25 protein-coding genes are annotated in these 23,313 nt (G+C 64.5%); 12 read left to right on the top strand and 13 right to left on the bottom strand.

The window, feature by feature from the left end; translation table 11 throughout:
• Nucleotide 1: 1 nt before the first annotated feature.
• Both glcF and JQ616_RS01760 read right to left on the bottom strand, forming a co-directional pair.
• Nucleotides 2-1,318, bottom strand: a complete 1,317-nt coding sequence (gene glcF / locus JQ616_RS01755) for a glycolate oxidase subunit GlcF (protein ID WP_212011766.1) — start codon at nt 1,316-1,318, stop codon at nt 2-4.
• 41 nt (nt 1,319-1,359) lie between these two features.
• A complete protein-coding gene (locus JQ616_RS01760; protein ID WP_212011768.1) occupies nt 1,360-2,613 on the bottom strand; it encodes an FAD-binding protein in 1,254 nt (417 codons plus the stop codon).
• Between the two features lie 402 nt (nt 2,614-3,015).
• Here JQ616_RS01760 and JQ616_RS01765 point away from each other — a divergent pair, with 402 nt between their 5' ends.
• Complete coding sequence (locus JQ616_RS01765; protein WP_249136319.1) at nt 3,016-3,501, top strand: putative quinol monooxygenase; 486 nt, start codon at nt 3,016-3,018, stop codon at nt 3,499-3,501.
• Between the two features lie 46 nt (nt 3,502-3,547).
• Here the strand turns inward: JQ616_RS01765 and JQ616_RS01770 are convergent, their stop codons facing one another.
• Together JQ616_RS01770 and JQ616_RS01775 are read right to left on the bottom strand one after the other, a co-directional pair.
• Nucleotides 3,548-4,699, bottom strand: a complete 1,152-nt coding sequence (locus JQ616_RS01770) for an acyltransferase family protein (protein WP_249136321.1) — start codon at nt 4,697-4,699, stop codon at nt 3,548-3,550.
• Nucleotides 4,700-4,835: 136 nt separating this feature from the next.
• Nucleotides 4,836-6,008 (bottom strand): acyltransferase family protein, encoded by a 1,173-nt coding sequence (locus JQ616_RS01775; RefSeq protein WP_249136322.1) that lies wholly within the window; start codon nt 6,006-6,008, stop codon nt 4,836-4,838.
• Between the two features lie 207 nt (nt 6,009-6,215).
• Here JQ616_RS01775 and JQ616_RS01780 point away from each other — a divergent pair, with 207 nt between their 5' ends.
• A complete protein-coding gene (locus JQ616_RS01780; RefSeq protein ID WP_212011770.1) occupies nt 6,216-6,629 on the top strand; it encodes a hypothetical protein in 414 nt (137 codons plus the stop codon).
• A 95-nt stretch (nt 6,630-6,724) separates the two neighbouring features.
• On the opposite strand, the gene JQ616_RS01785 is transcribed toward JQ616_RS01780, so the two are convergent.
• Nucleotides 6,725-8,218, bottom strand: a complete 1,494-nt coding sequence (locus JQ616_RS01785; RefSeq protein WP_212011771.1) for an FAD-linked oxidase C-terminal domain-containing protein — start codon at nt 8,216-8,218, stop codon at nt 6,725-6,727.
• 236 nt (nt 8,219-8,454) lie between these two features.
• Here JQ616_RS01785 and cycA point away from each other — a divergent pair, with 236 nt between their 5' ends.
• Nucleotides 8,455-8,850: a cytochrome c-550 CycA gene (gene cycA / locus JQ616_RS01790; RefSeq protein WP_212011772.1), complete on the top strand. Its 396-nt coding sequence runs from the start codon at nt 8,455-8,457 to the stop codon at nt 8,848-8,850.
• 61 nt (nt 8,851-8,911) lie between these two features.
• Here cycA and poxB read toward each other — a convergent pair whose 3' ends face one another.
• From poxB to JQ616_RS01805, 3 genes are all read right to left on the bottom strand, one after another.
• The gene (gene poxB, locus JQ616_RS01795; protein ID WP_212011773.1) at nt 8,912-10,648 is read right to left on the bottom strand and encodes a ubiquinone-dependent pyruvate dehydrogenase; all 1,737 of its coding nucleotides are present in this window, start codon (nt 10,646-10,648) and stop codon (nt 8,912-8,914) included.
• A 113-nt stretch (nt 10,649-10,761) separates the two neighbouring features.
• Nucleotides 10,762-11,718, bottom strand: a complete 957-nt coding sequence (locus JQ616_RS01800; protein ID WP_212011774.1) for an alpha/beta fold hydrolase — start codon at nt 11,716-11,718, stop codon at nt 10,762-10,764.
• Between the two features lie 121 nt (nt 11,719-11,839).
• A complete protein-coding gene (locus JQ616_RS01805; protein ID WP_212013091.1) occupies nt 11,840-12,226 on the bottom strand; it encodes a PEGA domain-containing protein in 387 nt (128 codons plus the stop codon).
• Between the two features lie 316 nt (nt 12,227-12,542).
• Here JQ616_RS01805 and JQ616_RS01810 point away from each other — a divergent pair, with 316 nt between their 5' ends.
• On the top strand, nt 12,543-12,719 hold the full coding sequence (locus JQ616_RS01810) for a hypothetical protein (protein WP_167350153.1): 177 nt from the start codon (nt 12,543-12,545) through the stop codon (nt 12,717-12,719).
• Between the two features lie 96 nt (nt 12,720-12,815).
• Here JQ616_RS01810 and JQ616_RS01815 read toward each other — a convergent pair whose 3' ends face one another.
• Together JQ616_RS01815 and ykgO are read right to left on the bottom strand one after the other, a co-directional pair.
• A complete protein-coding gene (locus tag JQ616_RS01815; protein WP_212011775.1) occupies nt 12,816-13,487 on the bottom strand; it encodes a tetratricopeptide repeat protein in 672 nt (223 codons plus the stop codon).
• A 121-nt stretch (nt 13,488-13,608) separates the two neighbouring features.
• Nucleotides 13,609-13,734 carry a type B 50S ribosomal protein L36 gene (ykgO, locus tag JQ616_RS01820; protein ID WP_002718645.1) on the bottom strand — a complete coding sequence of 42 codons (126 nt, stop codon included), beginning with the start codon at nt 13,732-13,734 and terminating at the stop codon, nt 13,609-13,611.
• A gap of 478 nt (nt 13,735-14,212) precedes the next feature.
• On the opposite strand from ykgO, the gene JQ616_RS01825 reads away from it, so the two are divergent.
• From JQ616_RS01825 to JQ616_RS01840, 4 genes are read left to right on the top strand one after another with little or no spacing between them, the layout of a single operon-like run.
• The gene (locus JQ616_RS01825) at nt 14,213-15,097 is read left to right on the top strand and encodes an amidohydrolase family protein (RefSeq protein WP_212011777.1); all 885 of its coding nucleotides are present in this window, start codon (nt 14,213-14,215) and stop codon (nt 15,095-15,097) included.
• A 36-nt stretch (nt 15,098-15,133) separates the two neighbouring features.
• Complete coding sequence (locus JQ616_RS01830) at nt 15,134-15,976, top strand: dienelactone hydrolase family protein (RefSeq protein ID WP_212011779.1); 843 nt, start codon at nt 15,134-15,136, stop codon at nt 15,974-15,976.
• The gene (locus JQ616_RS01835; protein ID WP_212011781.1) at nt 15,973-16,716 is read left to right on the top strand and encodes a haloacid dehalogenase type II; all 744 of its coding nucleotides are present in this window, start codon (nt 15,973-15,975) and stop codon (nt 16,714-16,716) included. The genes JQ616_RS01830 and JQ616_RS01835 overlap by 4 nt, the downstream gene beginning before the upstream one ends.
• Nucleotides 16,717-16,737: 21 nt before the next feature.
• Entirely contained in the window at nt 16,738-17,229 is a 492-nt protein-coding gene (locus JQ616_RS01840; RefSeq protein ID WP_212011783.1) for a YbaK/EbsC family protein, read from the top strand.
• Here JQ616_RS01840 and JQ616_RS01845 read toward each other — a convergent pair.
• Nucleotides 17,226-17,591, bottom strand: coding sequence for a hypothetical protein (locus tag JQ616_RS01845; protein ID WP_249136323.1), 366 nt, complete (start codon nt 17,589-17,591; stop codon nt 17,226-17,228). The two genes, JQ616_RS01840 and JQ616_RS01845, sit on opposite strands and share 4 nt — an antisense overlap.
• Before the next feature lie 176 nt (nt 17,592-17,767).
• A complete protein-coding gene (locus JQ616_RS01850; protein ID WP_212011785.1) occupies nt 17,768-18,682 on the bottom strand; it encodes a LysR family transcriptional regulator in 915 nt (304 codons plus the stop codon).
• 116 nt (nt 18,683-18,798) lie between these two features.
• Between JQ616_RS01850 and JQ616_RS01855 the strand changes: the two genes are divergently transcribed.
• The 4 genes from JQ616_RS01855 (at nt 18,799) to JQ616_RS01870 (ending at nt 22,085) form a co-directional block, all read left to right on the top strand.
• Nucleotides 18,799-19,551, top strand: a complete 753-nt coding sequence (locus JQ616_RS01855; protein WP_212011787.1) for an SDR family NAD(P)-dependent oxidoreductase — start codon at nt 18,799-18,801, stop codon at nt 19,549-19,551.
• 29 nt (nt 19,552-19,580) lie between these two features.
• Complete coding sequence (locus JQ616_RS01860; RefSeq protein ID WP_212011789.1) at nt 19,581-20,279, top strand: pirin family protein; 699 nt, start codon at nt 19,581-19,583, stop codon at nt 20,277-20,279.
• A 91-nt stretch (nt 20,280-20,370) separates the two neighbouring features.
• On the top strand, nt 20,371-20,970 hold the full coding sequence (gene wrbA, locus JQ616_RS01865) for an NAD(P)H:quinone oxidoreductase (protein ID WP_212011791.1): 600 nt from the start codon (nt 20,371-20,373) through the stop codon (nt 20,968-20,970).
• A 167-nt stretch (nt 20,971-21,137) separates the two neighbouring features.
• Nucleotides 21,138-22,085: a DUF5996 family protein gene (locus JQ616_RS01870; protein ID WP_212011793.1), complete on the top strand. Its 948-nt coding sequence runs from the start codon at nt 21,138-21,140 to the stop codon at nt 22,083-22,085.
• Nucleotides 22,086-22,109: 24 nt separating this feature from the next.
• Here JQ616_RS01870 and JQ616_RS01875 read toward each other — a convergent pair whose 3' ends face one another.
• Entirely contained in the window at nt 22,110-23,300 is a 1,191-nt protein-coding gene (locus tag JQ616_RS01875) for a GNAT family N-acetyltransferase (RefSeq protein ID WP_212011795.1), read from the bottom strand.
• Nucleotides 23,301-23,313 lie beyond the last annotated feature (13 nt).

Consider the following 23,313-nt stretch of genomic DNA (forward strand, 5'->3'; position numbering starts at 1 on the left):
ATCAATTCAATCCTGGCCGGGGACCTCCTGTCGCCCAATCGAGAAGCTCAATCGTGTGCACCACAGGAACTGACGTACCGCCGGCAATCTGAACCATGCAGCCAATATTGCCCGCAGCGATCATGTCCGGTTTGACAAGCGCAATATTGGCGACCTTGCGATCGCGCAATCTGCTCGCAATGTCGGGCTGGAGAATGTTGTAGGTCCCCGCCGAACCGCAACACAAATGGCTCTCGGGTACATCTTTCACCACGAATCCATTCTTGGAAAGCAATTCTTTCGGAAGTTGAGTGATTTTCTGTCCATGCTGCAACGAACAAGCCGAGTGATAGGCGACGGTGATGTCGCCTTTCTGTGTTGAAGGCGCGAGCTCGAGGCCAGCGAGATACTCGGTGATATCCTTTGCCAGCGCCGAGATTCGCTGCGCCGGCTCCGCGAATGTTTTGTCCTCGCGCAGCAGGTAGCCGTAGTCTTTGACAACTGTCCCACAGCCTGAGGTCGTCACCAGAATGGCGTCGAGCCCGTTCTGGTCCGCTTCCCTTTGCCACACCGTGACGTTGGCCCGCGCGCGCGCCAGTGCGTCGCCGTCCTGTCCCATGTGATGGGTCAACGCGCCGCAGCATTGCTCGTCCTTGACCAGCACCACCTCGACGCCGTGCCGGGTCAGCACGCTGATCGCGGCCTGATTGATGCGTGGCGCCAGCACCTGCTGGGCGCAGCCCTGCAGCAGCGCGACCCGGCCGCGCCGCCGGCCGATCGGCGCAAACACGGTTCCGGCCGCCGGACCCGGCTGCGGCAGGCCGCGCGGCGCGAGTGCGAGCATCGCCTTGATCCGTCGCAGCAGGCCCGGGTTCGCGGCGCCGACCGACGGCGTCGGCAGCAGGGCTGCGAACGGACGGGCGAACCCGGCCAGGATCATGCTGATCCGGAACAGGTCGGGCCGCGGCAGCACGAAGGCGAGCACCGAGCGCAGCAGCCGCTCGGTCAGCGGCCGCTGATAGTCCCGCTCGATCCTGACCCGGGCCTGGTCGACGAGGTGCATGTAGTTCACGCCCGACGGACAGGTGGTCATGCAGGCCAGGCACGACAGGCAGCGGTCGATATGCTTGACCACCTCAGGTGTCGGCGGCTTGTCCTTTTCCAGCATCTCCTTGATCAGGTAGATGCGGCCGCGCGGGCTATCCAGCTCGTCGCCAAGCAGTACATAGGTCGGGCAGGTCGCGGTGCAGAAGCCGCAATGCACGCAGGCGCGCAGGATCTTGTCGGCTTCCTTGATGTCGGGATCGGCAAGCTGCGCCAGGGAAAACTCGGTCTTCATGCCGTCCCGCCTCTAAAGCGCGATGAGATGAGGTTGAATCGTCATCGCGCTTCAGCTCCTTGTTTGGGCATGATGGTCATCCGGCCGCGGTTGAGGATCGACCTTGGATCGAAACTCGCCCGGATACGTTCGCCGAGCGCGGCAAGCCCGGCCGCCTGCGGCTGGAACACATCGACCGCACGGCGCAGATCCTCGGTGGCGCGGATCAGGGTGGCGTGCCCGCCGATCGCCTCGACCTGGCCGCGGACCAGCGCGGCCTGCGCGTCGGCGCTCGGCGGCACCGCGGCCCAGATCAGGCCGCCACCCCAATCGTAGATCACCTCGCCGCCGGTTGAGCGCGCCAGGCCCTCGCCGAGCGCGCCGCCGATGGCCGGCGGGCAAACGATGCGCCACACCGGCCAGGCGCCGCGTGCGCCGCCCGCCGCGAATGGCACCACGTCGCGCAGCGCGCTCCAGATCGACGCCGAGGCCTCGTCGGCGAGGACGTCGACCGTTCCATAGGACGAGAGCGTCTGGGTGAGCGAGGCCGCGCGGTGCGCCGCCGACGCCGCAATCCCCTCGAGCCGCACCAGAGTGATGGCCTGGCCGGCAGCTGCGAGGCCGGCGAGCGCGCCGGTTCCGGAGCGCAGGGCCTGATCGGGCAGATGCGCCGCGCCCGAGACGTCGAAGGGCGACCCCAGCGCCGCCGTCATCACCTTGTTGGCGGTGACGTCGTCGAGGGAGCGCAGCAGCAGCGTCCGCTCGGCTTCCGGCTTCGGCATCACCTTCAGCGTCACCTCGGTCATGACCGCGAGTGTGCCCCAGGAACCGGTGAGCAGCTTGCAGAGGTCATAGCCGGTGACGTTCTTCACCACCCGCCCGCCGGTCTTGAAACTGTCGCCGAACCCGGACACCGCGTGCGCCCCGAGCAGATGATCCCTGATGCCGCCGGCCTTGATGCGGCGGGGACCGGCAAGGCCGGCGCCGATCATGCCGCCGATCGTGCCGGCTCCCGCGCCGCCGAGCAGCACGGACGTATCCATCGGCTCGAAGGCGAATTGCTGGTTCTTGGCGTCGATCAGGGATTGCACGTCGGCGAGCGGCGCGCCGGCCTCGACGGTGATGATCAGCTCGTTCGGCTCATAGGCGGTGACCGCGTTCAGCACCGAGACGTCGAGCACGGCATTGGTCGCCATCGGATGGCCGATGGCGCGCTTCGATCCATGACCGATGACCTCGAGCGGCTGCTCGCTGGCGATAGCCGCGCGCACCACCTCTTCGACGTCCTTGCCGTCTCTGACCTTGAGCGTTTCCACGCGTTAGGCGGTATCGAAATTTCACTCCAAAATCAAATGCGCGTGCCGAACAGGCCTCTGAATGCGACGAGTGATCGCGACGGGACGGCCGGGTGACGGCCTTCCACAGCTGAACGGCCGCCAAGCCCGCCCTGCCCCGGAACGTCCCGCCAGCTCCGGTATTCGCCGCGCCTGACGTCTCCCACCTTGCCGATGCCGGAACTGCGCGGCTCGATCCGGGCCTGGCCGGCATCTTGCGGGGGCGACGCGCCCCCTCTCCTGCCGCGACACTTCGGTCATCGTCGAACCATTTTCACGACATCGACAATTCGACCGTGACCGAACCGGGTTCGCCGGGCGATCCCCTATCTCTCGCGTTGCGGCCCCGGCAAGGCGGTTGGCGCGGATCAACTGGAGGCGATCATGAAACGTTCGGAAGTCACGACCACGACGATGATGCTCACCCGACGATCGGCCATCGGCTCGTTCGCCGCGATCATGACGATCGCCGGCATCTCGCCGTGGGCCGGGTCGCAAGCTCGATCGGAGCAAAGCAACGGAGGACTGCCAATGAAACACTATGCGTTGAGCACACGAACCATCAGCGATGCAATCAACACCGCCGGCCTCTTGGTGGTTGCGCAATGGGAAGCCAAGGAAGGACAGGCCGACAAGGTCGCGGCCATCCTCGACGGCTTCCTGCCCGAGGCCCAGAAAGACCCCGGCACCAAGCTGTTCCTGATCGGCCGCGGCAAGGACAACCCGGCGCAATTCCTGTTCTATGAATTGTTCCAGGACGAGGCGGCGTTCAAGGCGCATGCGGAGAGCGCCTACTTCAAGACCTACATCGCGGAGCAGGCCCTGCCGCTGCTCGCCAAGCGCGAGCGGACGCAATACGCGCTGCTGTGAAGGAATGCGCCGCGGGGAGGACGCCAATCCTTCCCGCGGACGCGGCTCAGATCGATGCGCTGCTGTTGCCGAGCGTTGCGCGCAACTCGCCGCGCTCGGGCGATTTGCGCCAGAAGGTTGCGATCGAAATCCGGGAGAGCACCGCCGCCTCGATCTGTTCGACCTGCGCCCTGAGCCGAAGCGCATGCTTCTCGACGAGATGCCAGGACACGAACGCGACGCCGAAGGCAATCGGCAGGCTGATCAGGATGTTCACATACCAATGCTGAACCGGAGGACCCACCGCCGCAACGCACTGCTGGACGACAACTCCGTAGAGATACATGCCGTACGAGTAGTCGCCCGACACGATCCAGCTTCGCCGCGGGTTCATGAGTCCCAGATAGCACGCGACATACGCGGTGGGTCCAACAATGAACGCGTCGGTGTATCCGGTGGCCATCCCGGCCGCGCACAGCGTCAGCGCGAGCAGGAACGCGGTGCGGTTGAACGGGACCTTGTCGCGCCAGAGATAGAAGCCGACACCTGCAAGGAAGCAGAACACGAGCAGCGACGGACGAAGGTGAAGATATTGTTGGTCCGAATGGTAGATATCGTGGCAGGCGAAACCGATCTGGGCGAGCACCAGAAACACCAGATACAGTACCCTGTTGAAGCAGATCGTGGTCACGGCGAGCAGTGCCAGGATCAAGTAGCACCACAGCTCATATGGGACCGTCCAAAGCTGCGCATTCACCGCAAAAGGTACCGGATTGTGCAGGAAGACGCCCGGAAGCTCATAGTGGATGTCGCCGACGATATTGTGAAAATAGGCATAAAACTTCGGGTCGGCGAAATACTGCGTGAGGGGAAGCACAGTGAAGATCGGGCCGATGATGATAGCCGAGAGTATCGTCTCGACTGCAAGCGCGGGCACAATGCGAAGCACGCGCAGGCCGAGAAATGAAATCAGGCTCTTGCACCTCAGCAAACTCGCCGTCACCAGAAACCCGCTCAAGGCGAAGAAGAGCGCAAGGACCATTGCGCTCCCGATGCGGATATGTCCCAGGATCTCCATTGCCCGGTCGGTGCCAAAGACGACGTTCGCGCTGTGCAGGCAGATGATGGTGGCCGCCAGGGCGATCCGCAGATAGTCGAAGCCCGTGGGCCGGTAGCGCGAAAGAGCCAACTGATCGGCCAGACTGAACACAGGTTGCATTGCACTTCCAAAACAACTATTCGATCAGCAGCTACCCAGAAACAAACTAACAAGATGTGAACGCATAGCGTGCATGTGTGAACAGGCGCAATCCAGGTGATGCGCCACCGGATTCGCATCAAGCAATGGTTTGGGGTTACCGGCCGGAAAGGACGATCGATCGAACTGGATTGATCGGCCCGGGCTGGACGACAGCCTCTCGTTCGGCCTGCTCGGGCGATTTGCGCCAGAAGCCGACCAGCGAGGTCCGCGACAGCACGGCGGTCTCGAGTTTCTCGACCCGGCCTCGAAGCCGAAGCGCATGCTTCTCGACCAGATGCCAGGACGCGACCGCGACGCCGAAGGCGAGCGGCAGGCTGATCAGGATGTTCAGGTACCAGTGCTGCACCGGCGGGCCGAACGTGGCGACGCATTGCTGGATGACGAAGCCATAGAGATAGAGCCCGTAGGAGTAATCGCCCGACGAGACGATCCAGCTCCGCCGCGGGTTCATCAGGCCGAGGTAGCAGGCGATATAGGCGGCCGGCACCGGCGCCAGCGCGTCGGCGCGTCCGGTCGCCATGGCGGCGGCGCACAGCACCAGCGCAAACAGGCATAAAGTCCGGTGGAACGGCACCTTGTCGCGCCAAAGGTAGAACCCGACGCCGGCAAGGAAGCAGAACACCAGAAGATGCGGGCGAAGCTGGATCGGCACCTCGTCCCAGCGCGCGATGTCATAGCCGACCAGCCCGATCTGGGCGATCACCATGAACACGAGATACGCCACCCGGTTGAAGCAGATCGTGGTGACCGCGAGCAGCGCCAGGATGACGTAGCACCACAATTCGTACGGCACGGTCCAGAGTTGGGAATTCACCAGCACCGGCAGCGGATTGTGCAGGAACAGGCCCGGCAGCTCGTAATGGATGTCGCCGACGATATTGAGGAAATAGGCGTGGAATTTCGGATCGGCGAAATATTGCGCCAATGGCAATTCTGTGAAGAACGAACCGATGATGATGGCCGACAGCGTGGTCTCGACCGCGAGTGCGGGGGCGATCCGCAGCAGGCGCAGGCCGAGGAACGAAATCAGGCTCTTGCACCGGAGCAGGCTCGCCGTCACCAGGAAGCCGCTCAGGGCAAAGAACAACGCGAGGATCATCGCGACGCCGATGCGAAGCGTGCTCTGGATTTCCAGCGCCCGGCCGAGCCCGAACGTCACGTTGGCGCTGTGCAGGCCGATGATCGACACCGCCAGCACAATGCGCATGTAGTCGAAACCCGCGGGCCGATTGCGCGCAAGCGCCAGCCTATCGGCCAGGCTGGGCATCGATATGCTCCGGAAGACCTGCATGTCCGGAAAATACCGAGGAACAGTTGAAGGCCATGTAAACGGGTTCGCGCTGCAATTGCGGCAGCATGCGACGGCGGCCGCTTTGCCAACGGCCGCAGCAAGCATCGGTTAAGGTTATCGGTTGGCTCGCGCGATCGGTCGAATTGTATCGACCGGCCTCGACGGCTGGAGGGAGAAACCACCGTGAAGATCAAGCTGACAGCCGTCGCGCTGCTCGCGACGTTCGCGGCAGGACCGGCGCGCGCCGCCATGCTCTCCGACGCCGAGGCGACGTTCCTCGAGCAGCTCGCCACCGCGGCCGCGGTGCTCGAACAACGATGCACCGGCTATGAGGCCGATGGCGCCGGGGGCGTTCAACTCGGCGCCAGACTTCTCGGCAGCCCCAACGCCGCGATGGCCATGCTCGGCGCCTTCGATGCCGCCATCAAGGCCCACGACGGCAACGATTACGATCCGCGCCAATTCCGCCCCGAGGTGTCCGAGGCGGCCGGCAAGACGTTCAAGCAAGTCCGAGCGGAGTTGATCGCAGACCCGGACAGGGCCTGTGCCGCGTATGGCGATGCGAGCGCCGCGAGCGGGCTGCTACGGCGGTACTAGAGCGTTTTCGAGCGAAGTGGATCCCGGTTCGCGTAAAGAAAACGCGTCAAACAAAGATCTAGAGCTTCGGTTCTGATTCAATCAGAACCGAAGCTCTAGAACCGCGGGATATCCGGAAACGCCAGCTTGCCGGCGTGGACATGGACGCGGCCGAGCTCGGCGCAACGATGGAGCGTCGGAAACACCTTGCCGGGGTTGAGCAGGCCCTCGGCGTCGAAGGCGCATTTCAGCCGCTGCTGCTGGTTGAGGTCGATCTCGGTGAACATCTCCGGCATCAGATCGCGCTTCTCGATGCCGACGCCATGCTCGCCGGTGAGCACGCCGCCGAGCTCGACGCAGCAGCGCAGGATGTCGGCGCCGAACGCCTCCGCCTTCTCGATCTCGCCCGGCTTGTTGGCATCGTAGAGGATCAAAGGGTGCAGATTGCCGTCGCCGGCGTGGAACACATTGGCGACGCCGAGGCCGTATTTCTCCGAGAGCTCGCGAATCCGCGCCAGCGCCTTCGGCAACGCGCCGCGCGGGATGGTGCCGTCCATGCAGAGATAGTCCGGCGAGATGCGCCCGACCGCGGGGAATGCCGCCTTGCGGCCGGCCCAGAATAGATTCCGCTCGGCCTCCGAGGTCGAGATCTGGCAGGAGGTCGAGCCGCAGCCCTGCGCGATCGCCTCGACCCGCTTGATCAATTCGTCGACCTCGACCTGGGGACCATCGAGCTCGATGATCAAAAGCGCCTCGACGTCGAGCGGATAGCCGGCATGGACGAAGGCTTCCGCGGCGTGGATCGCCGGCTTGTCCATCATTTCCATGCCACCCGGGATGATGCCGGCGCCGATGATCGCGGCCACGCATTCGCCGGCCGCTTCCACTTCGGCAAAGCCAACCATCAGCGCGCGCGCCGTCTCCGGCTTTTGCAGGATGCGCACCGTGATCTCAGTGATGACGCCGAGCAGTCCCTCCGAGCCGGTGATGATCCCCATCACATCGTAGCCGGCATTCTCGGCCGACTTGCCGCCGATGCGCAGGATCTCGCCACTCATCAGCACGATCTCGCAGCCGAGCACGTTGTTGGTGGTCATGCCGTATTTCAGGCAGTGCACGCCGCCGGAATTCTCCGCGACATTGCCGCCGATCGAGCAGGCGATCTGCGACGATGGATCGGGCGCGTAGTAGAAGCCGGCATGGGCGACCGCCTGGCTGATCGCCAGGTTGGTCACGCCGGGTTCGGTGACAACAACGCGGTTGTCGAAGTCAATCTCGCGAATCCGCTTGAACTTGCCGAGGCCGAGCAGCACGCCGTCGGCGAGCGGCAGCGCGCCGCCCGACAGCGAGGTGCCGGAGCCGCGCGGTACCACCTTGATGCCCTGCTGCTGGCAATATTTGAGGACCTTCGCCACCTGCTCGGTGGTATCGGGCAGCACCACGACCATCGGCGGCTGCCGATAGGCGGTCAGGCCGTCAGATTCATAGGCCAGCATCTCGGCGGCGCTGTCGATCACGCCCTCGCCCGAGACGATTGCGCGCAGGGCGGCCACGATTTCGGCGCGGCGTGCAAGCACGGCCTGGTCGGCCGCCGGCATCATGATGGACATCAATGTTCCCTCAGCTGGGCTTTTGCCCTTTGCCGATTTGTTACGACAAATCAATCAGGTCTGCACCTGTTTCAGTCGACCGGCCGAAGGTCGGATTGCCCCACCCGGCAATGCCGAGTTCTCTCTGGGACAAGCGGGCCGTGATGAAACCTGTCAAAGTTTCGTGGCTTGTCCTGTCCAAGTCGGACATGCCACAAACCAGACACTACCCCTCGGGACGAAACGAAGAGAACCCCATGAACCTAAAGACCTTGAGCGCGCTGGCGGTCGTCACATCGCTGGCCACCGCATCCTCCGCGCTGGCGCAGGATGCCGCCGCCGGCAAGACCTCGTTCAACAAGTGCCTCGCCTGCCATGCGATCGGCGAAGGCGCCAAGAACAAGGTCGGCCCCGAGCTCAACGGCCTCGACGGCCGCCACTCCGGCTCCGCGCCGGACTACAACTATTCCGATGCCAACAAGAATTCCGGCATCACCTGGAACAAGGAACAGTTCCTCGAATACATCAAGGATCCGAAGGCCAAGGTCCCCGGCACCAAGATGGCCTTCGCCGGCATCAAGAACGAGACCGAGGCCAACAATCTGTGGGCCTACGTGTCGTCGTTCGACAAGGACGGCAAGCAGAAGCAGTAATCGGCGGTATCGGACGTCGTCCGCCCTGCACAGAGATGGCAGGGCGGACGTGTTTTCGCGATCAGCGCGGCAACAGATTGGTCTTGGCGAGGTCGACCACCTCGTCGCCGCGGCCGCTCATCACGGCGCGCAGCACCCACAGGCTGAAGCCCTTCACCTGCTCCAGCGTAATGGTCGGCGGCATCGACAACTCCTGGGTCGCGGTCACGACATCGAGCACGGCCGGGCCGTCATGCGCGAGCACGTCGCGGATCGCGCCCTCGAGCTCGCCCGGATCCTCCACCCGGACGCCGTGAATGCCCATCGCGCGCGCCATCGCCGCGAAATCCGGATTCTTAAGATCCACCCCGGTCTCGATGAAGCCGGCCGCCTTCATCTCCAGCGCGACGAAGCCGAGCACGCTGTTGTTGAAGATCACGACCTTCACCGGCAGCCTGGCCTGGATCAGCGTGATCAGGTCGCCCATCAGCATGGCAAAGCCGCCGTCGCCTGACATCGAGATCACCTGGCGTCCCGGCTGCGCCGCCTGCGCGCCGATCGCATGCGCCATCGCATTGGCCATCGAGCCGTGCACCCAGGAGCCGACCAGCCGGCGGCGGCCGTTCATTTTCAGATAGCGCGCGGCCCAGATCGTCGGCGTGCCGACATCGGCAGTGAACACCGCGTCCTCGGTCGCCTGCTCGCTGAGCAGGCGCGCCAGATATTGCGGATGGATCGGCTTTTGCCCGGGCTTGCCGCGGGCGAGATCGTCGAGCCCGGCGCGGGCGTCCTTGTAATGCGCGATGCTGGCATCGAGAAACTTGCGGTCGGTCTTCGGGTTCAGCTTCGGCAACAGCGCGGCGATGGTCTCGCCGACGTCACCGACGATGCCGAGATCGAGCTTGCAGCGGCGGCCGAGATTTTCCGGACGGAGATCGACCTGGGCGATGTTGATGCCGGTCGGGAAGAACTGCTTGTAGGGAAAATCGGTGCCGAGCATCAGCAGCACGTCGCAGCCGTGCATCGCGGCGTAGCCGGAGGAGAAGCCGATGAAGCCGGTCATGCCGACGTCATAGGGATTGTCGTATTCGACATATTCCTTCCCGCCGAGCGCATGCACGATCGGGCTCTTCAGCGCCTCGGCAAGCTTGATCAAGCCGTCATGCGCACCGGCGCAGCCGCGTCCGCAGAACAGCGTGACGCGCCGCGCGCCATTGAGCAGCGCAGCCAGTGCGTTCAATTCAGCATCGGCCGGACGCACCACCGGCACCGGCGGCAGCAGGCCGGCATTCGGCGCGATGTCGCGCTTCGGCGCCGGACGCATCGCGACGTCGCCCGGCAGCACCAGCACCGCGACGCCGCGCTTGCCAACCGCGGCGCGGATCGCGTTCTCCAGCATGTAGGGCAGCTGTGCCGGATCCGACACCAGCTCGCAATAATGACTGCATTCGCGGAACAGGTCCTGCGGATGGGTCTCCTGGAAATAGCCGCCGCCGATCTCGGCCGACGGAATCTGCGCCGCGATCGCCAGCACCGGCGTGCGGCTGCGATGCGCGTCGAACAGGCCATTGATGAGATGCAGATTGCCCGGGCCGCAGGAGCCCGCGCACACCGCAAGGTCTCCCGTGATCTGGGATTCGGCGGCCGCGGCGAAGGCCGCTACCTCCTCGTGGCGCACATGCAGCCAGTCGATCGTGCCGCGCTTGCGCAACGCCTCGGTCAGGCCGTTGAGACTGTCGCCGACGACACCATAGATGCGCTTCACGCCGGCCTGGGCAAGGGTTTCAGCGATGAGGTCGGCGATGTTGTCGATCCGCATGAGAGGCGTCCTTTGATGAAATCGGAAAACCGCGCGGTCACATGATGTTCGGCGCCACCTGATGGCGCAAGCCTCGCCGGATCACATTCACGCGGTGCGAAAGCGGCCGACAGCTATTGCGCCGTCACCATGTGCCGCGTCATCCGCTCGGCCATCGCCTCGATCTCGGAGGCCACCAGATCGGGCGCGGCGTATTGCACCATGTGGCCTGTACCCGGCAGCACGATGAGCCGGGCGTTCGGCGCCGTGGCTGCGAGCAGCCGCGAATGGATGCCGGTCGAGACCGTCTTGTCGACGTCGCCGGAAATGATCGTAACCGGCATCTTGAGCTCCGCGTAGCGTGGGGCCTGTTCGACGACGGCGGCCTTCAAGGTGACGAGGTCGCGCGCATTGGCGATGAACTCGCGTGGACGCAGCAACAGCAACGTCGCGCTGTCGCGAACAAAATCGGAAGGCATCGGCTGCGGCGCGAATACACCGCGCGCGCCAGAATTGGTGACGAGGTAGCCGAGCGGCAGCGTGATCGTGTGCGCGAGCAACGGTCCGATCAGCGGCGTCGCGATCACATCATTATAGCGGCCGGCGCCGCCGCGCCACGGATAGGCGACGGGGGCGAGCAGCACGAGGCCCAAGACACGGTCCGGGTGATCGAGCGCGATGCGCAGGCCGAGCGCACCGGCCCAGGAATGCGCCACCACGATCGCCCTGCTGACGCCGATCTTGGTCAGCGCCTCCACGATCATGCGGCCCTGGATCGCGGGCGTCGAATCCGCGACGCGCTCGCGCGTGCTCCAGCCATGGCCCGGCCGATCGATCAGGATCACCCGGCGGGTTTTGGCGATGCGGTCGGCCAACGGCTGCATCGCCCGCAGGTTGGAGCTTGCACCATGCAGCATCACGACCGGCGGCCCCGCGGCATCGCGCGGGCCGAGCTCGACCACATGCAGCCGCGCGCCGGACACCTCGATCATGCGGCCCTGCGGCGGAAAGGCGCGCTGGATCAGCTGGACGCCGAGCTGTGTCGCCAGCGCCAGCCCGGCCACCGCCAGCACGACGATCAAAGCGAGCATCAAGACGATCCGAATAGGCCTGCGCACCGTGGAGCTACGGCGGAGGTGCGCGTCGGTTTCGATGCTAGCGCGCTTTGCAGCGCGAAGTCCAACCGCGCGCGTAGTTCGCGTACTGGCCCCGCTACGAGACGGGCCTCTCCCGACGTCGCGGCGGCCGCGGTGGGCGCGGCGTCGGATTGGGCTTGTGATCGAGCACCGCGTCGACGCCCATGCCTACGTCGCCACCCAGCAGCAGATTGCCGGCGAAACCTGCGCCGCCGGATCCGCTGTCCTTGGTCAGCGGAATGATCTGCGGTCGATAGCCGTCCTTGCTGATCGTCACGACAATGTCGGCGTTGCGCTTGGCCTGGATCGCGCACGGCGTGACGCAGGCGGTCGGTATATCCAATCCTGCGATATCAGCTGTCGCGCCTGCCGGTGTCGATGCAATGGAAATGGTTTCAGTAGGGCCGCGCGTCACCGACGCGCAGCCGCCCAATGCGACGCAAAGCGCCGCAGCAACAATCAATTCATAAAAATGTCTTCTCCCCCAGCCGGCTGCGTTGTGTCGCAACTTGTGGGCGAGAACAATCAACCTTTAGCCTAATGGTAAGGTTCAGCCGGGCTTGGAATGCAGTTGTCCACAATGCGCCCAGCCTGTGGATAGCGGGTTCAACCCTGCGCCGTTAGTAATTCCATCGTTTGCCAGTGGCAATTTCGCCATCAGTCGCGAGGCTTCATCGAAACCGGGGACGCTACCGGGAACAGGTCTTGGCTTTTGCACAGGATTCACGGGAACCCGCGTCCGCACGACGAGTTCAACGGGAAGTAATCGGAGGAGTATCATGATTTCCGACCCTAGCGATGCGGCCATCGACCAGATCGTGGCGAGCTGTAACGGCGACTTGCGCGGCGCCCTGAAGGCACTGCTGCTCGTGAATGAGCACCTGGAGGCGGAGCTTCAGCAATTCTATGCTGCCATCGCCCAGGACAGCGCGTCCCGCGGCAAGTTCCTGCACTAGTCTCCTCGCCGGACCGTATCGCGAGCACGCGTCAAGCTCGCGAGTCACGTGCCCTCTCGCGGCAATCCGACCGCGATCGCGATCAATCGCATGCAATCAGATGTCGCGGCCCTCGACCTTCTCGGTCAGCTGCTTGACGATCTGTGGCACCTTCTCGAGGTAGGGATCGACCGCCAGCGCCTTGCGGAAGGCGTCCAGCGCCCGCTTGTCGTCGCCCATGTCCTGCATGATCATGCCGACACCCGCCAGCGCGCCGAAATGGCGCGGCTCACGGGTCAACACCTGCTGCAGATCTCCCAGCGAACGAACGTAGTCGTTCTTGAGGTAGTAGATCGTCGCGCGCCGGTTCCAGGCCTCGACATAGTCGGGCCGCAGCTTGATCACGGCGTCCAGCAGCTTCAGCGCGACATCGACGTTCTGGGCATCGAGCGCGGCCTTGGCCCGCACCATCAACAGCGCCGCGGTATCGCTCGGGGTTTGGAGCCAAAGCGCCCAGATCCGCGCCTCGACATGGCGGGCACTGTCCTCGTCGGGCGCAGCCTTCAGCGCGCCGAACAGAAAATCCAGCCCGCGGGTGCGGTCGGCCGGAACCTTCGGCAGCTTGGTCGGTGCTTCCGGCAGTTTCTTCTGCGCTTTCGGCGGCGGGACCACCCGCGGATCGTCCTGCGCGGCGGCCGCGACGGGCAAAGCCAAAACAGGTCCGGCCAGAAGCGCTGCGATCAGGATCGCCAGCCGGCGGTGAGGAAGCCCGAGGAAGTTAAATCCCATTGCCGAAGTCTAGACGCACAAAGCCGCACTGCAAAGCAGCGCGGCGTCAAAGACCTGTGAAAGAGACGGATGGGATCGGCGCAACGAGCCGATCCGCGCGTGTCAGATCAAACTTGGCGCGTCAGCCCTGGCGCGCCTTGAAGCGGCGCTGGACCTTGTTGATCACGTAGACGCGGCCCTTGCGGCGGACCAGACGGTTGTTGCGATGGCGGCCGCGCAGCGACTTCAGCGAGTTACGGACCTTCATGGGACAATCCTGTTACTTCGAAAGGCCCGTGTTGGAGGCCGTACCTGATAGATGCCAATAGTTGGCAAAATGGGATTTATCCCGACAAGCGGCCTGCCGCCCGGGACGGGCCGGTTTCTAAGCCATCGGACCGTTAAATGTCAACCGAGACGGGCCGATTTTCGGGCCTATCCTGCCATGGAACCTGCACGGATCGAGCCGCCACACCCTTGAGATCGCTCCGAAAACGGCGTCCGTGGCGACCATCCCTATCAACACCCCGACGCACCGTCGCGCCCGGATGATAGTTTTCACCGGCAGCGAATCGTCCCCACGGCCTCTGCATCAGCCCCCATCCGCCCGTCCAAACCGGACTTTGCGACCGAATTCGGCTCAGGCCGCGCTCGCGCAAGCCGTCGGCGCCAGATCGCTTGCGCAGATCGTTATATAGTATAATTATTTCCCATCACCAACAAACACGCTGCCCCGGGGAAGCCGAATGCCCAAGCTCAAACTGCCCGACATCGAAAAGGTCGTCGCGATCGACATCCATACCCACGCCGAGGAGCCCTGCGGCATGCATGGCGACGACGGCTATGACGACTTCCAGGCGCAGATGGCCGACTACTTCAAGTCGCCGCACAAGCATCCGCCGACCGTGCCGGAGACCGCGGCCTACTATCGGTCCAAGAACATCGCCGCGGTGATCTTCCCGGTCGATGCCGAACGCGAGACCGGCTTCCGCCGCTACAACAATCTCGAAATGCTCGAGGTCGCCTCCGATCACCTCGATGTGCTGATCCCGTTCGTCTCGATCGATCCGCACAAGGGCAAGCTCGGCGTCCGCGAGGCGCGCAAGCTGATCGAGGACTACGGCGTCCGCGGCTTCAAATTCCATCCGACCATGCAGGGCTTCTACGCCAACGACCGCATGGCCTATCCGCTCTATGAAGCGATCAATGACGGCGGCGCGATCGCGCTGTTCCACACCGGCCAGACCGGCGTCGGAAGCGGCATGCCGGGCGGCATGGGGATGCGGCTGAAATATTCCAACCCGATGTACATGGACGACGTCGCGGCGGATTTTCCCGACCTCAAGATCATCCTCGCGCATCCCTCCTTCCCCTGGCAGGAAGAGGCGCTGTCGGTCGCGACCCACAAGCCGAACGTCTATATCGACCTCTCCGGCTGGTCGCCTAAATATTTCCCGCCGATCCTGGTGCGCTACATCAACTCGATCCTGCAGGACAAGATGCTGTTCGGCTCCGATTGGCCGGTGATCACACCGGACCGCTGGCTCGCCGACTTCGCCAAGCTCGACATCCGCGAGGAGATCCGCCCCAAAGTGTTGAAGGCCAACGCGCGCAAGATTTTGGGGATCTAACGGCGTATCATTGGCGGCAAGCTTCGGAGGTGGTTCATGACGAACTTCACCGGACTTGCCGCCCTTCTCGCCACGCTCGCGCTCTGGGGGTTAAGCTCGACCCCTGCGCCAGCGGCCGACAATGCGCCGCGCCTCGTCGAATTCGAGAGCCCGCTGGCGGGACCGCAAGCGTTGCAGGGTTACCTGCGCCGGCCCGATGGTCCCGGTCCCTCGCCCGCGGTCGTGCTCATGCACGGCTGCGGCGGCGGTTGGCGTGGGGTCGACGAGCGCTGGGGCAAGCTACTTGCCGAATGGGGCTATGTCGCGCTGACGATCGACCGCTTCGGAACCCGTGGCATCACGAGCGCGTGCACGGGTGGACTGCCGCCGTCGACATTGTATGATGCGTACCGCGCGCTGGATTACCTTGTCGGACAGCCGTCGGTCGACCCGAACCGGGTGGCCGTAATGGGATTTTCCCAAGGCGCGACGCTGGCGCTGCTCGCCGTGGAGCGCGGCCAGATCGAAGGCTCCTCGAAGGAAAAATTCCGCGCGGCGATCGGCTTTTATCCGCTGTGCGCCGGGGTCAAGGGCAACATGACGGTGCCGACGCTGATCCTTGTCGGGGAGCTCGACGACTGGGCGCCGGCGGACGCGTGCCGCAACCTTGCTGAAGGCCGTGACGACTGGGGCATCGCACGCGAGAACGGCAACGGGATTCCCATCGCGATCACGGTCTATCCCGGCGCCCACCATGATTTCGACGTGCCTTCGCTCCGCACGCCCCAGAAGGTGCTCGGTCATCACCTCGAATTCAACGAGGCGGCCCGGGACCAATCCGTCGACGCGCTGAGGAAATTCCTGTATTCGACGATCGGCGGGCAAGAGAGACCACAATGACAATCAAGGCAATCGTCTTCGACGCCTACGGCACGCTCTACGATGTCCAGTCGGTGGCCGAGATCACCGAGGATGCGTTTCCCGGCTATGGCGACATCATCACCCAGATCTGGCGCATCAAGCAGCTCGAATATTCCTGGCTACGCACGCTGATGCGGCGCTACCAGGATTTCGCCGCGGTCACCCGTGACTCCCTCACCTACACGCTGCGTAGCCTCGGCCTGCAATATGACGAAGCAACGTTCGGGCGCATCATCGACAAGTATCAGCATCTTGCGCTGTATCCGGATGCGGTTGCCGCGCTCGAGGCGATGAAGGACAAGAAGCTCGCGATCCTCTCCAACGGCAGCCCTGACATGCTGGATGCGCTGGTGCGCAATTCGGGGCTCGACCGCCTGCTCGATGCCACCATCAGCGTCGATGCGCACAAGGTGTTCAAGCCGGCGGCGGAGGCCTACACGCTGATCGAGGAGGTGCTGAACGTGCCACCGGCGGAGGTGCTGTTCATCTCCTCCAATCCGTGGGACGCCTGCGGCGCCAAGGCGTTTGGCCTCACTGTCGCCTGGATCGAACGGGTGACGCCGGAGGCGATGGCGCTGGCCTGCGTCGAGAGCGAAACGATCGCCCCATTGACGATGTTCAAGGCGCTGCGTACCCAGATGGACGAGCTCGGCGTCGTGCCCGATCACCGGATCCACGGTCTTTCCGAGCTTCCCGCCCTGGTGTCTGCCAGATCCTGACGAGCAAGGGTCCTGATCAATATGAGTCTTGAGTCTGTCCGCGCCTTCTTCGCCGAGAAGGCGCCCGAAATCACCGTGATCGAATCCGCCCTGAGCTCCGCGACCGTCGTGCTGGCGGCGGAAGCCTACGGCGTCGAGCCGGCGCGGATCGCCAAGACGCTGAGCCTGCGGGTCGGCGACCGCGTGGTGCTGATCGTCGCCGCCGGTACGTCGCGAATGGACAACAAGAAGGTCAAGGCGACATTCGGCGGCAAGCCGAAGATGCTCGGCCTCGACGAGGTCGCCGAGATCACCGGCCATGAGGTCGGCGGCGTCTGCCCGTTCGGGCTGAAGTCGCCGCTGCCGGTCTATTGCGACGTCTCGCTGAAGGCATTCGACGTCGTGGTGCCGGCCGCGGGCTCGACCCACAGCGCGGTGCGCATCACGCCAGACAGGATGGCCGAGCTGACCGCGGCCGAATGGGTCGACGTCTGCGAAGTCAGGCACCAGACAGCAGTCAGTCCCGCGCCCTAGTCTTCGTCATCATCCGGCGCAGTCCGCGGCGGCGCGATCGGAGCCGGTTGCATCTGCTGCGGCGCGCGCGGTCGCTGTTGCATCTGCGGCTGCGGTGTGCGCCCCTGCGTCTGCGCCTGTTGTTGCGCATTCGACTCGAACACCGCACGGCACGAACTGCCGAGCAGCGCCGTGTTCTGCCGCAGGCAGGCGACGATCCGGTTGGTGTCGGGGATCTGATCGCTGCACAGGCGCATCACGTCGGGCGTGCACGCCATCTGCTGCTCCCAAGTGCCGCGATACTCCTGCGACAACGCGGGCGCCATAACGCCAGCGCCGCCAATTGCGATCGCCAAGCTCAGCACAATCCGCTGCGTCTGCATGCCCAGTGCCCTTGTTCTGATTTGATCCGCGCACGCGCGGGTTCCGCGCGGCGATTTGCTTCAACTTCGCAAATGAATACGGCCAAGGATCGTTCGCACGGACAACTAAATGTGAAGGCCGATCGCGCCGGAACCTAGTTCCGTGCACCGGTCGTCGATCAATCCGCAACGACGTACTACGACCCGCGTTTCTTCCCCTTGGCGAAATGGCTGGCGAGGAAATCCGCCAGCACCTCGACGCGGGCTGGGCGCGGGCCGCCGGGCGGCGTGACCAGATGCACTGCGGCCTCGGGCTGCTTCCAGCCTTTCAGGATCACCTCTACCTCGCCACGCGCGATCGCATCGCCGACAATGAAGTCGGGCAGATCGGCGATGCCGAGGCCCGCGAGCAACGCCGGCATCACGGCCTCGCCATTGTTGACGCGCAGCTGGCCGGCAGGACGCACACTGGCCTGCTCGCCTGCCGCGTTGGTGTAATTCCAGGCCCCCTGGGTGGAGAGGTAGGCGTAGCCGAAGCATTTGTGCTCGGCGAGATGCATCGGATGGGTCGGCCGGCCATAGCGCTTCAGATAGGACGGCGCCGCCACCGTGTAACGCGGCATGCCGCACAGCCGCCGCGCGATCAGCGAGGAATCCGGCAGCCGCGCGATGCGCAGGCCGGCGTCAAAGCCTTCGCCGATCAGATCGACCGTCGCGTCGCTCAGATGCAGATCGATCGCGACCTCCGGATAGGCCTCCATGAATTCCGGCAGCAGCGGCGCCACCGTCTTGATGCCAAAGCTCATCGGCACTGCGAGCCGCACCAGGCCGCGCGGCGTGGTCGATTGCGCCAGCGCCTCGTTCTCCGCAGCCTCACCATCGGCCAATAGCCGCGCGGCGCGCTCCGATAATTTCTGGCCGGCATCGGTCAGCGCCAGCCGCCGCGAGGTGCGGTTGAACAGCCGCGCGCCGAGCCGCTCCTCGAGCCTGGAGACCGCCTTCGAGACCGTGGCCTTGGACAGCGAGAGCTCGGCCGCTGCCGCTGCAAACGACCGTAATTCCACGACTTTTGCGAAAATCGCGAGCGCCTCGAAGTCCGGCAGTTTCGACATGGGCCGCTATCCCTGATCATCCAATTTGGAAACAATGAGTTTCAATAGTTTCTATTTCTATACCACAGCCGGAGGCATATCCAAGTGCCATCAAATCCACTCGATGGAGAAATCCAATGACCAAGAAGCTCTCAGGCAAGGTTGCGCTCGTCACCGGCGGTTCACGCGGCATCGGCGCCGCCAGCGCCCGTGCACTCGCCGCGGAAGGTGCCAGCGTCGCGATCAGCTATGTCGCGTCTCCCGAGAAGGCGGAAGCTGTCGTCGCCGAGTTGAAGGGCAAGGGCGTCAACGCCCGCGCCTACAAGGCCGACCAGGCTTCGTCGTCCGATGTCGATCAGCTGGTGAAGACCGTCGCCAAGGATTTTGGCCGGCTCGACATCCTGGTCAACAACGCCGGTGTCGCATCCGGCGGTGCGGTGGACGATCCCAAGGCCGACACGGCCACGCTGGCGCGCCAGGAAGCGATCAACGTCGACGGCGTGATCACCGCGATCCGCGCCGCCTCGAAGCTGATGGGTGAAGGCGGCCGCATCGTCACCGTCGGCTCGATGCTGGCGGATCGCGCCTCGTTCCCGGGGCTTGCCGACTACGTCGCCAGCAAGGCGGCGGTGGTCGGCTACACCAAGGGCGCGGCGCGCGACCTCGGACCGCGCGGCATCACGGTGAATGTGGTGCAGCCCGGCTCGATCGACACCGACATGAACCCGAAGGACGGCGGCGAGTTTGCCGAGACGCAACGTTTGCAGCACGCGCTGCAACGCTTCGGCCGCCCGGAGGAAGTGGCAGCCGGCGTCGTCTTCCTGGCAAGCCCGGAAGCCTCCTTCGTGACCGGCACCGTGCTCAACGTCGACGGCGGCTTCGGCGCCTGATTGCAACAACCATTTCAAGGAGAATGACCATGATCGAACTGAAACCATTCGCAGAGCTTGGCGGCGCTGACCACGGCTGGCTGAAGGCCAAGCATCACTTCTCGTTCGCGAGCTACTACGATCCGGCCAATGTCAGCCACGGCGCGCTGCGGGTGTGGAACGACGACGAGATCGCCCCCAACTCCGGCTTCCCGGCGCATCCGCATGCAAACATGGAGATCATCACCTATGTTCGCGAAGGCGCGATCACGCACCAGGACTCGCTCGGCAACAAGGGGCGCACCGAAGCTGGTGACGTGCAGGTGATGAGCGCCGGCAGCGGCATCCGGCACTCCGAGTACAATCTGGAGCCATCCAAGACCAAGATCTTCCAGATCTGGATCGAGCCGACGACGAAGGGCGGTCACCCGACCTGGGGTTCGAAGCCGTTCCCGAAGGCAGACCGTTCCGGCAAGCTCGTCACCATCGCCTCCGGGATCGACGGCGACAATGATGCGCTGCCGATCCGCGCCAATGCGCGGGTGCTCGCCACCACGCTGAAGGCCGGCGAGAGCGCGGAGTATTCCGCCGACAAGGCCCGTCACCTCTATCTGGTGCCGGCGGCCGGCAGCGTCGAGGTCAACGGCGTCCGCGTCAATGCGCGCGACGGCGCCGCGATCCGCGATGAAGCCAAGCTGAAGATCACCGCGCTCGAGGATACCGAGCTCGTCCTGGTCGACGCCGCCTGATCACCCCTCACCCCGCATGCGCGGACAGACGTCCGCGCATGCTCCTCCCCCCAGCTCATCTTCCCTACCTCACCCGCCAAAGGAGGCCATCATGGCCAAGGTTCTCGTTCTCTATTACTCCGCCTACGGTCACATCGAAGCGATGGCGAATGCCGTCGCGGAGGGTGCGCGTGAAGCCGGCGCCACCGTCGACATCAAGCGCGTGCCCGAGTTGGTTCCGGCCGAAGTCGCCAAGGCGTCGTACTACAAGCTCGACCAGGCCGCGCCGGTCGCCAAGATCGATGATCTCGCCAATTACGACGCTGTTATCGTCGGCACCGGCACCCGCTTCGGCCGGATGTCCTCGCAGATGGCCAACTTCCTCGACCAGGCCGGCGGCCTCTGGGCCAGGGGCGCGCTGAACGGCAAGGTCGGCGGCGCCTTTACGTCCAGCGCAACCCAGCATGGCGGCCAGGAGACCACGCTGTTCTCGATCATCACCAACCTGCTGCACTTCGGCATGACGGTGGTGGGATTGAACTACGGCTTCGCCGGCCAGATGAAGCTCGACGAAGTCACCGGCGGCGCGCCCTATGGTGCTACCACCATCACCGGCGGCGACGGCAGCCGCCAGCCCAGCGAGAACGAGCTCGCCGGCGCCCGCTATCAGGGCCGCGCGATCGCTGAGACGGCGAAGAAGCTTCATGGCTGAGCTCCGTCGCTGAGCTTCGCAACCAACAACAAGGTTGCTGCAACGAGGGCGGCAGGCGCTGAAGATTGCCGCCTTCACATACTTTCGACAACGCCAGTTCCGAGGCGACCGAACCCAATCCGTGCTATTCGACAAGACCTGTCGTCCGAGCAGCCCTGAGGTTTGCCATGACCAACACACCGACGACCCGCTGGCCGGAACTGCCGACCGCGGCGTGGCGCGACAGCAGCGCCACGCTCCAGCTCTTCACCCAGATCGCCGGCAAGATCAGGCTGGCGAAATCGCCCTGGCTCAATCACTCTTGGCACGTCACGCTCTATGTCACGGCGCGCGGACTGACGACCTCGCCGATCCCCGACGACGACCGCTCGTTCCAGATCGACTTCGACTTCATCGATCATCTGCTTCGCATCTCGGCCAGCGACGGCACCGAGCGGCAATTCGCACTGGCCCGGCAATCGGTCGCGAGCTTCTACGCAGAGATCATGAAAGCGCTGAAGGAGCTCGGCGTCGATGCCGTCATCGACGAGATGCCCAACGAAATCCCCGATCCGATCCGGTTTTCGCAGGATACGCAACATGCCGCCTACGATGCGGACGCCGTGCGCCGCTTTCACCAGATCCTCGTGAACTGCGACCGCGTGTTCAAGCAATTCAGGACCAGCTTTCTCGGCAAGGCGAGCCCGGTGCATTTCTTCTGGGGCAGCTTCGATCTCGCGGTCACCCGCTTCTCCGGCAGGATCGCACCGCGCCATCCCGGTGGCGTGCCGCACCTGCCTGACGATGTCGCGCACGAGGCCTATTCGCACGAGGTCAGCAGCGCGGGTTTCTGGCCAGGCGGCGGCGCGATCGATTACCCCGCGTTCTATTCCTACGCTTATCCGGAGCCCGCGGGCTATCGCAGCACGCCGGTACGGCCCGACGCTGCCTTTTTCAGCGACGCGCTCGGCGAATTCATCCTGCCCTATGACGCCGTGCGGACGGCTGCCGATCCGGACAAGGCGTTGCTTGATTTCCTGCAATCGAGTTATGAGGCCGCGGCCATCAACGCGAAGTGGGACCGTGCTGCGCTCGAATGCGCGCCGGGCCAGGCGGGAGTGGTCCGAGGAATCTAGCGGCGGCGCGCCGCCCCCTTTGCCTCAATCATCTTCGCGCGTCGGCGTCGCCTTGCCGAGCGCCTGCTTCAGCCGCGCTGAAAGCTTCGGATAGTGACGCAGCGCCAGCACGGCGCGATCGCGCAGCGCGTGCGGCCGGCCGCGCCAGCTCAAGGCGGCACCGATATCGACCAGCGGCGTGCGTTGCGCTCCAAACCGCCGCTTGTAGCTGTAATTGCCGATCGAGAATTCGAACTCCCGCACACCATCCTTGTGCAGCGCTTCGATGGTACGATCGATGATCAGCCGGCCCGGCGAGCACACCGACCATCTCTCCCCGGCATTGCTGACACGGATCATGACGTAGCGCGACCCGGTGCGGACGCCGAGCAGCGTCGCCACCACCTCGTCGCTGGTGGTGAGCGCGGTCATCACCGCATAGCCGCGCGAGGTGCCTTCGCGCACAAGGTCGCGATAGAACGCGGTGCAGTCGGCATTGCCGAGCACGTAGTTGAGCCCAAGACCATTCAGCCGCGCGCCCTGCTGCACTTCCGTGACGGACAGCAGCTGCAACGCCTCATCGGTATCCGCCGCAACCCTGAATGCCGCCGACCGTTCGCGTGTGAACACGCGCCAGCTCCGTCCCAGTTCCTTGCGAACCTTGCGGTCCAGCTCGTAGCGCCAGGCGTTGTGGTCGTCGCCGATGGTCAGGCAGTTGCCGTTGACGACCGACGGTCCGACATCGTCGAGCTGCGCCAGCGGATTGGGGCGGCCCGCGAGCTTGAGCGGCATCTTGCGGAAGCGAACCAGATCGGCTCCGCCGGGCACATGGCGCAGCGCGGCCTGCAGGTCGCGCCAGAACTGCCATGCAGCAACGTCGTCGCGCGGCGCGGCCGGACCAAGCAGCGGCGCGTTGAAATCAGTGAGGTTGAGATCGGCGAATTCGACGATCCGAAGGCTGCCCTGCCGATGCAGGATCAACGGCAACAGCGCGGCTCGTTCACCGGTCGCGGCATCGCTGACGACTGCGATCAGCGGCTCGACCCCGTCGGTCGACGCGAAAGCCCGGTACCACGACGCATACCATTGCGGATGCTGGAACGCGGTCAGCGGTTCGAATGCACCCCAGCGTGCGGCGGCCTGCGCCCAATCAGAAACCAGTTCGACGCGATAGCCGACCGCATAGGTAGCGACCCGCGCCCCGAATTTCTCAACCGCGCTCGTCAAGACTGTCATGTCAGCACCTGCA

The organism is Bradyrhizobium tropiciagri (genome assembly GCF_018130545.1).
GTDB lineage: Bacteria > Pseudomonadota > Alphaproteobacteria > Rhizobiales > Xanthobacteraceae > Bradyrhizobium > Bradyrhizobium tropiciagri_A.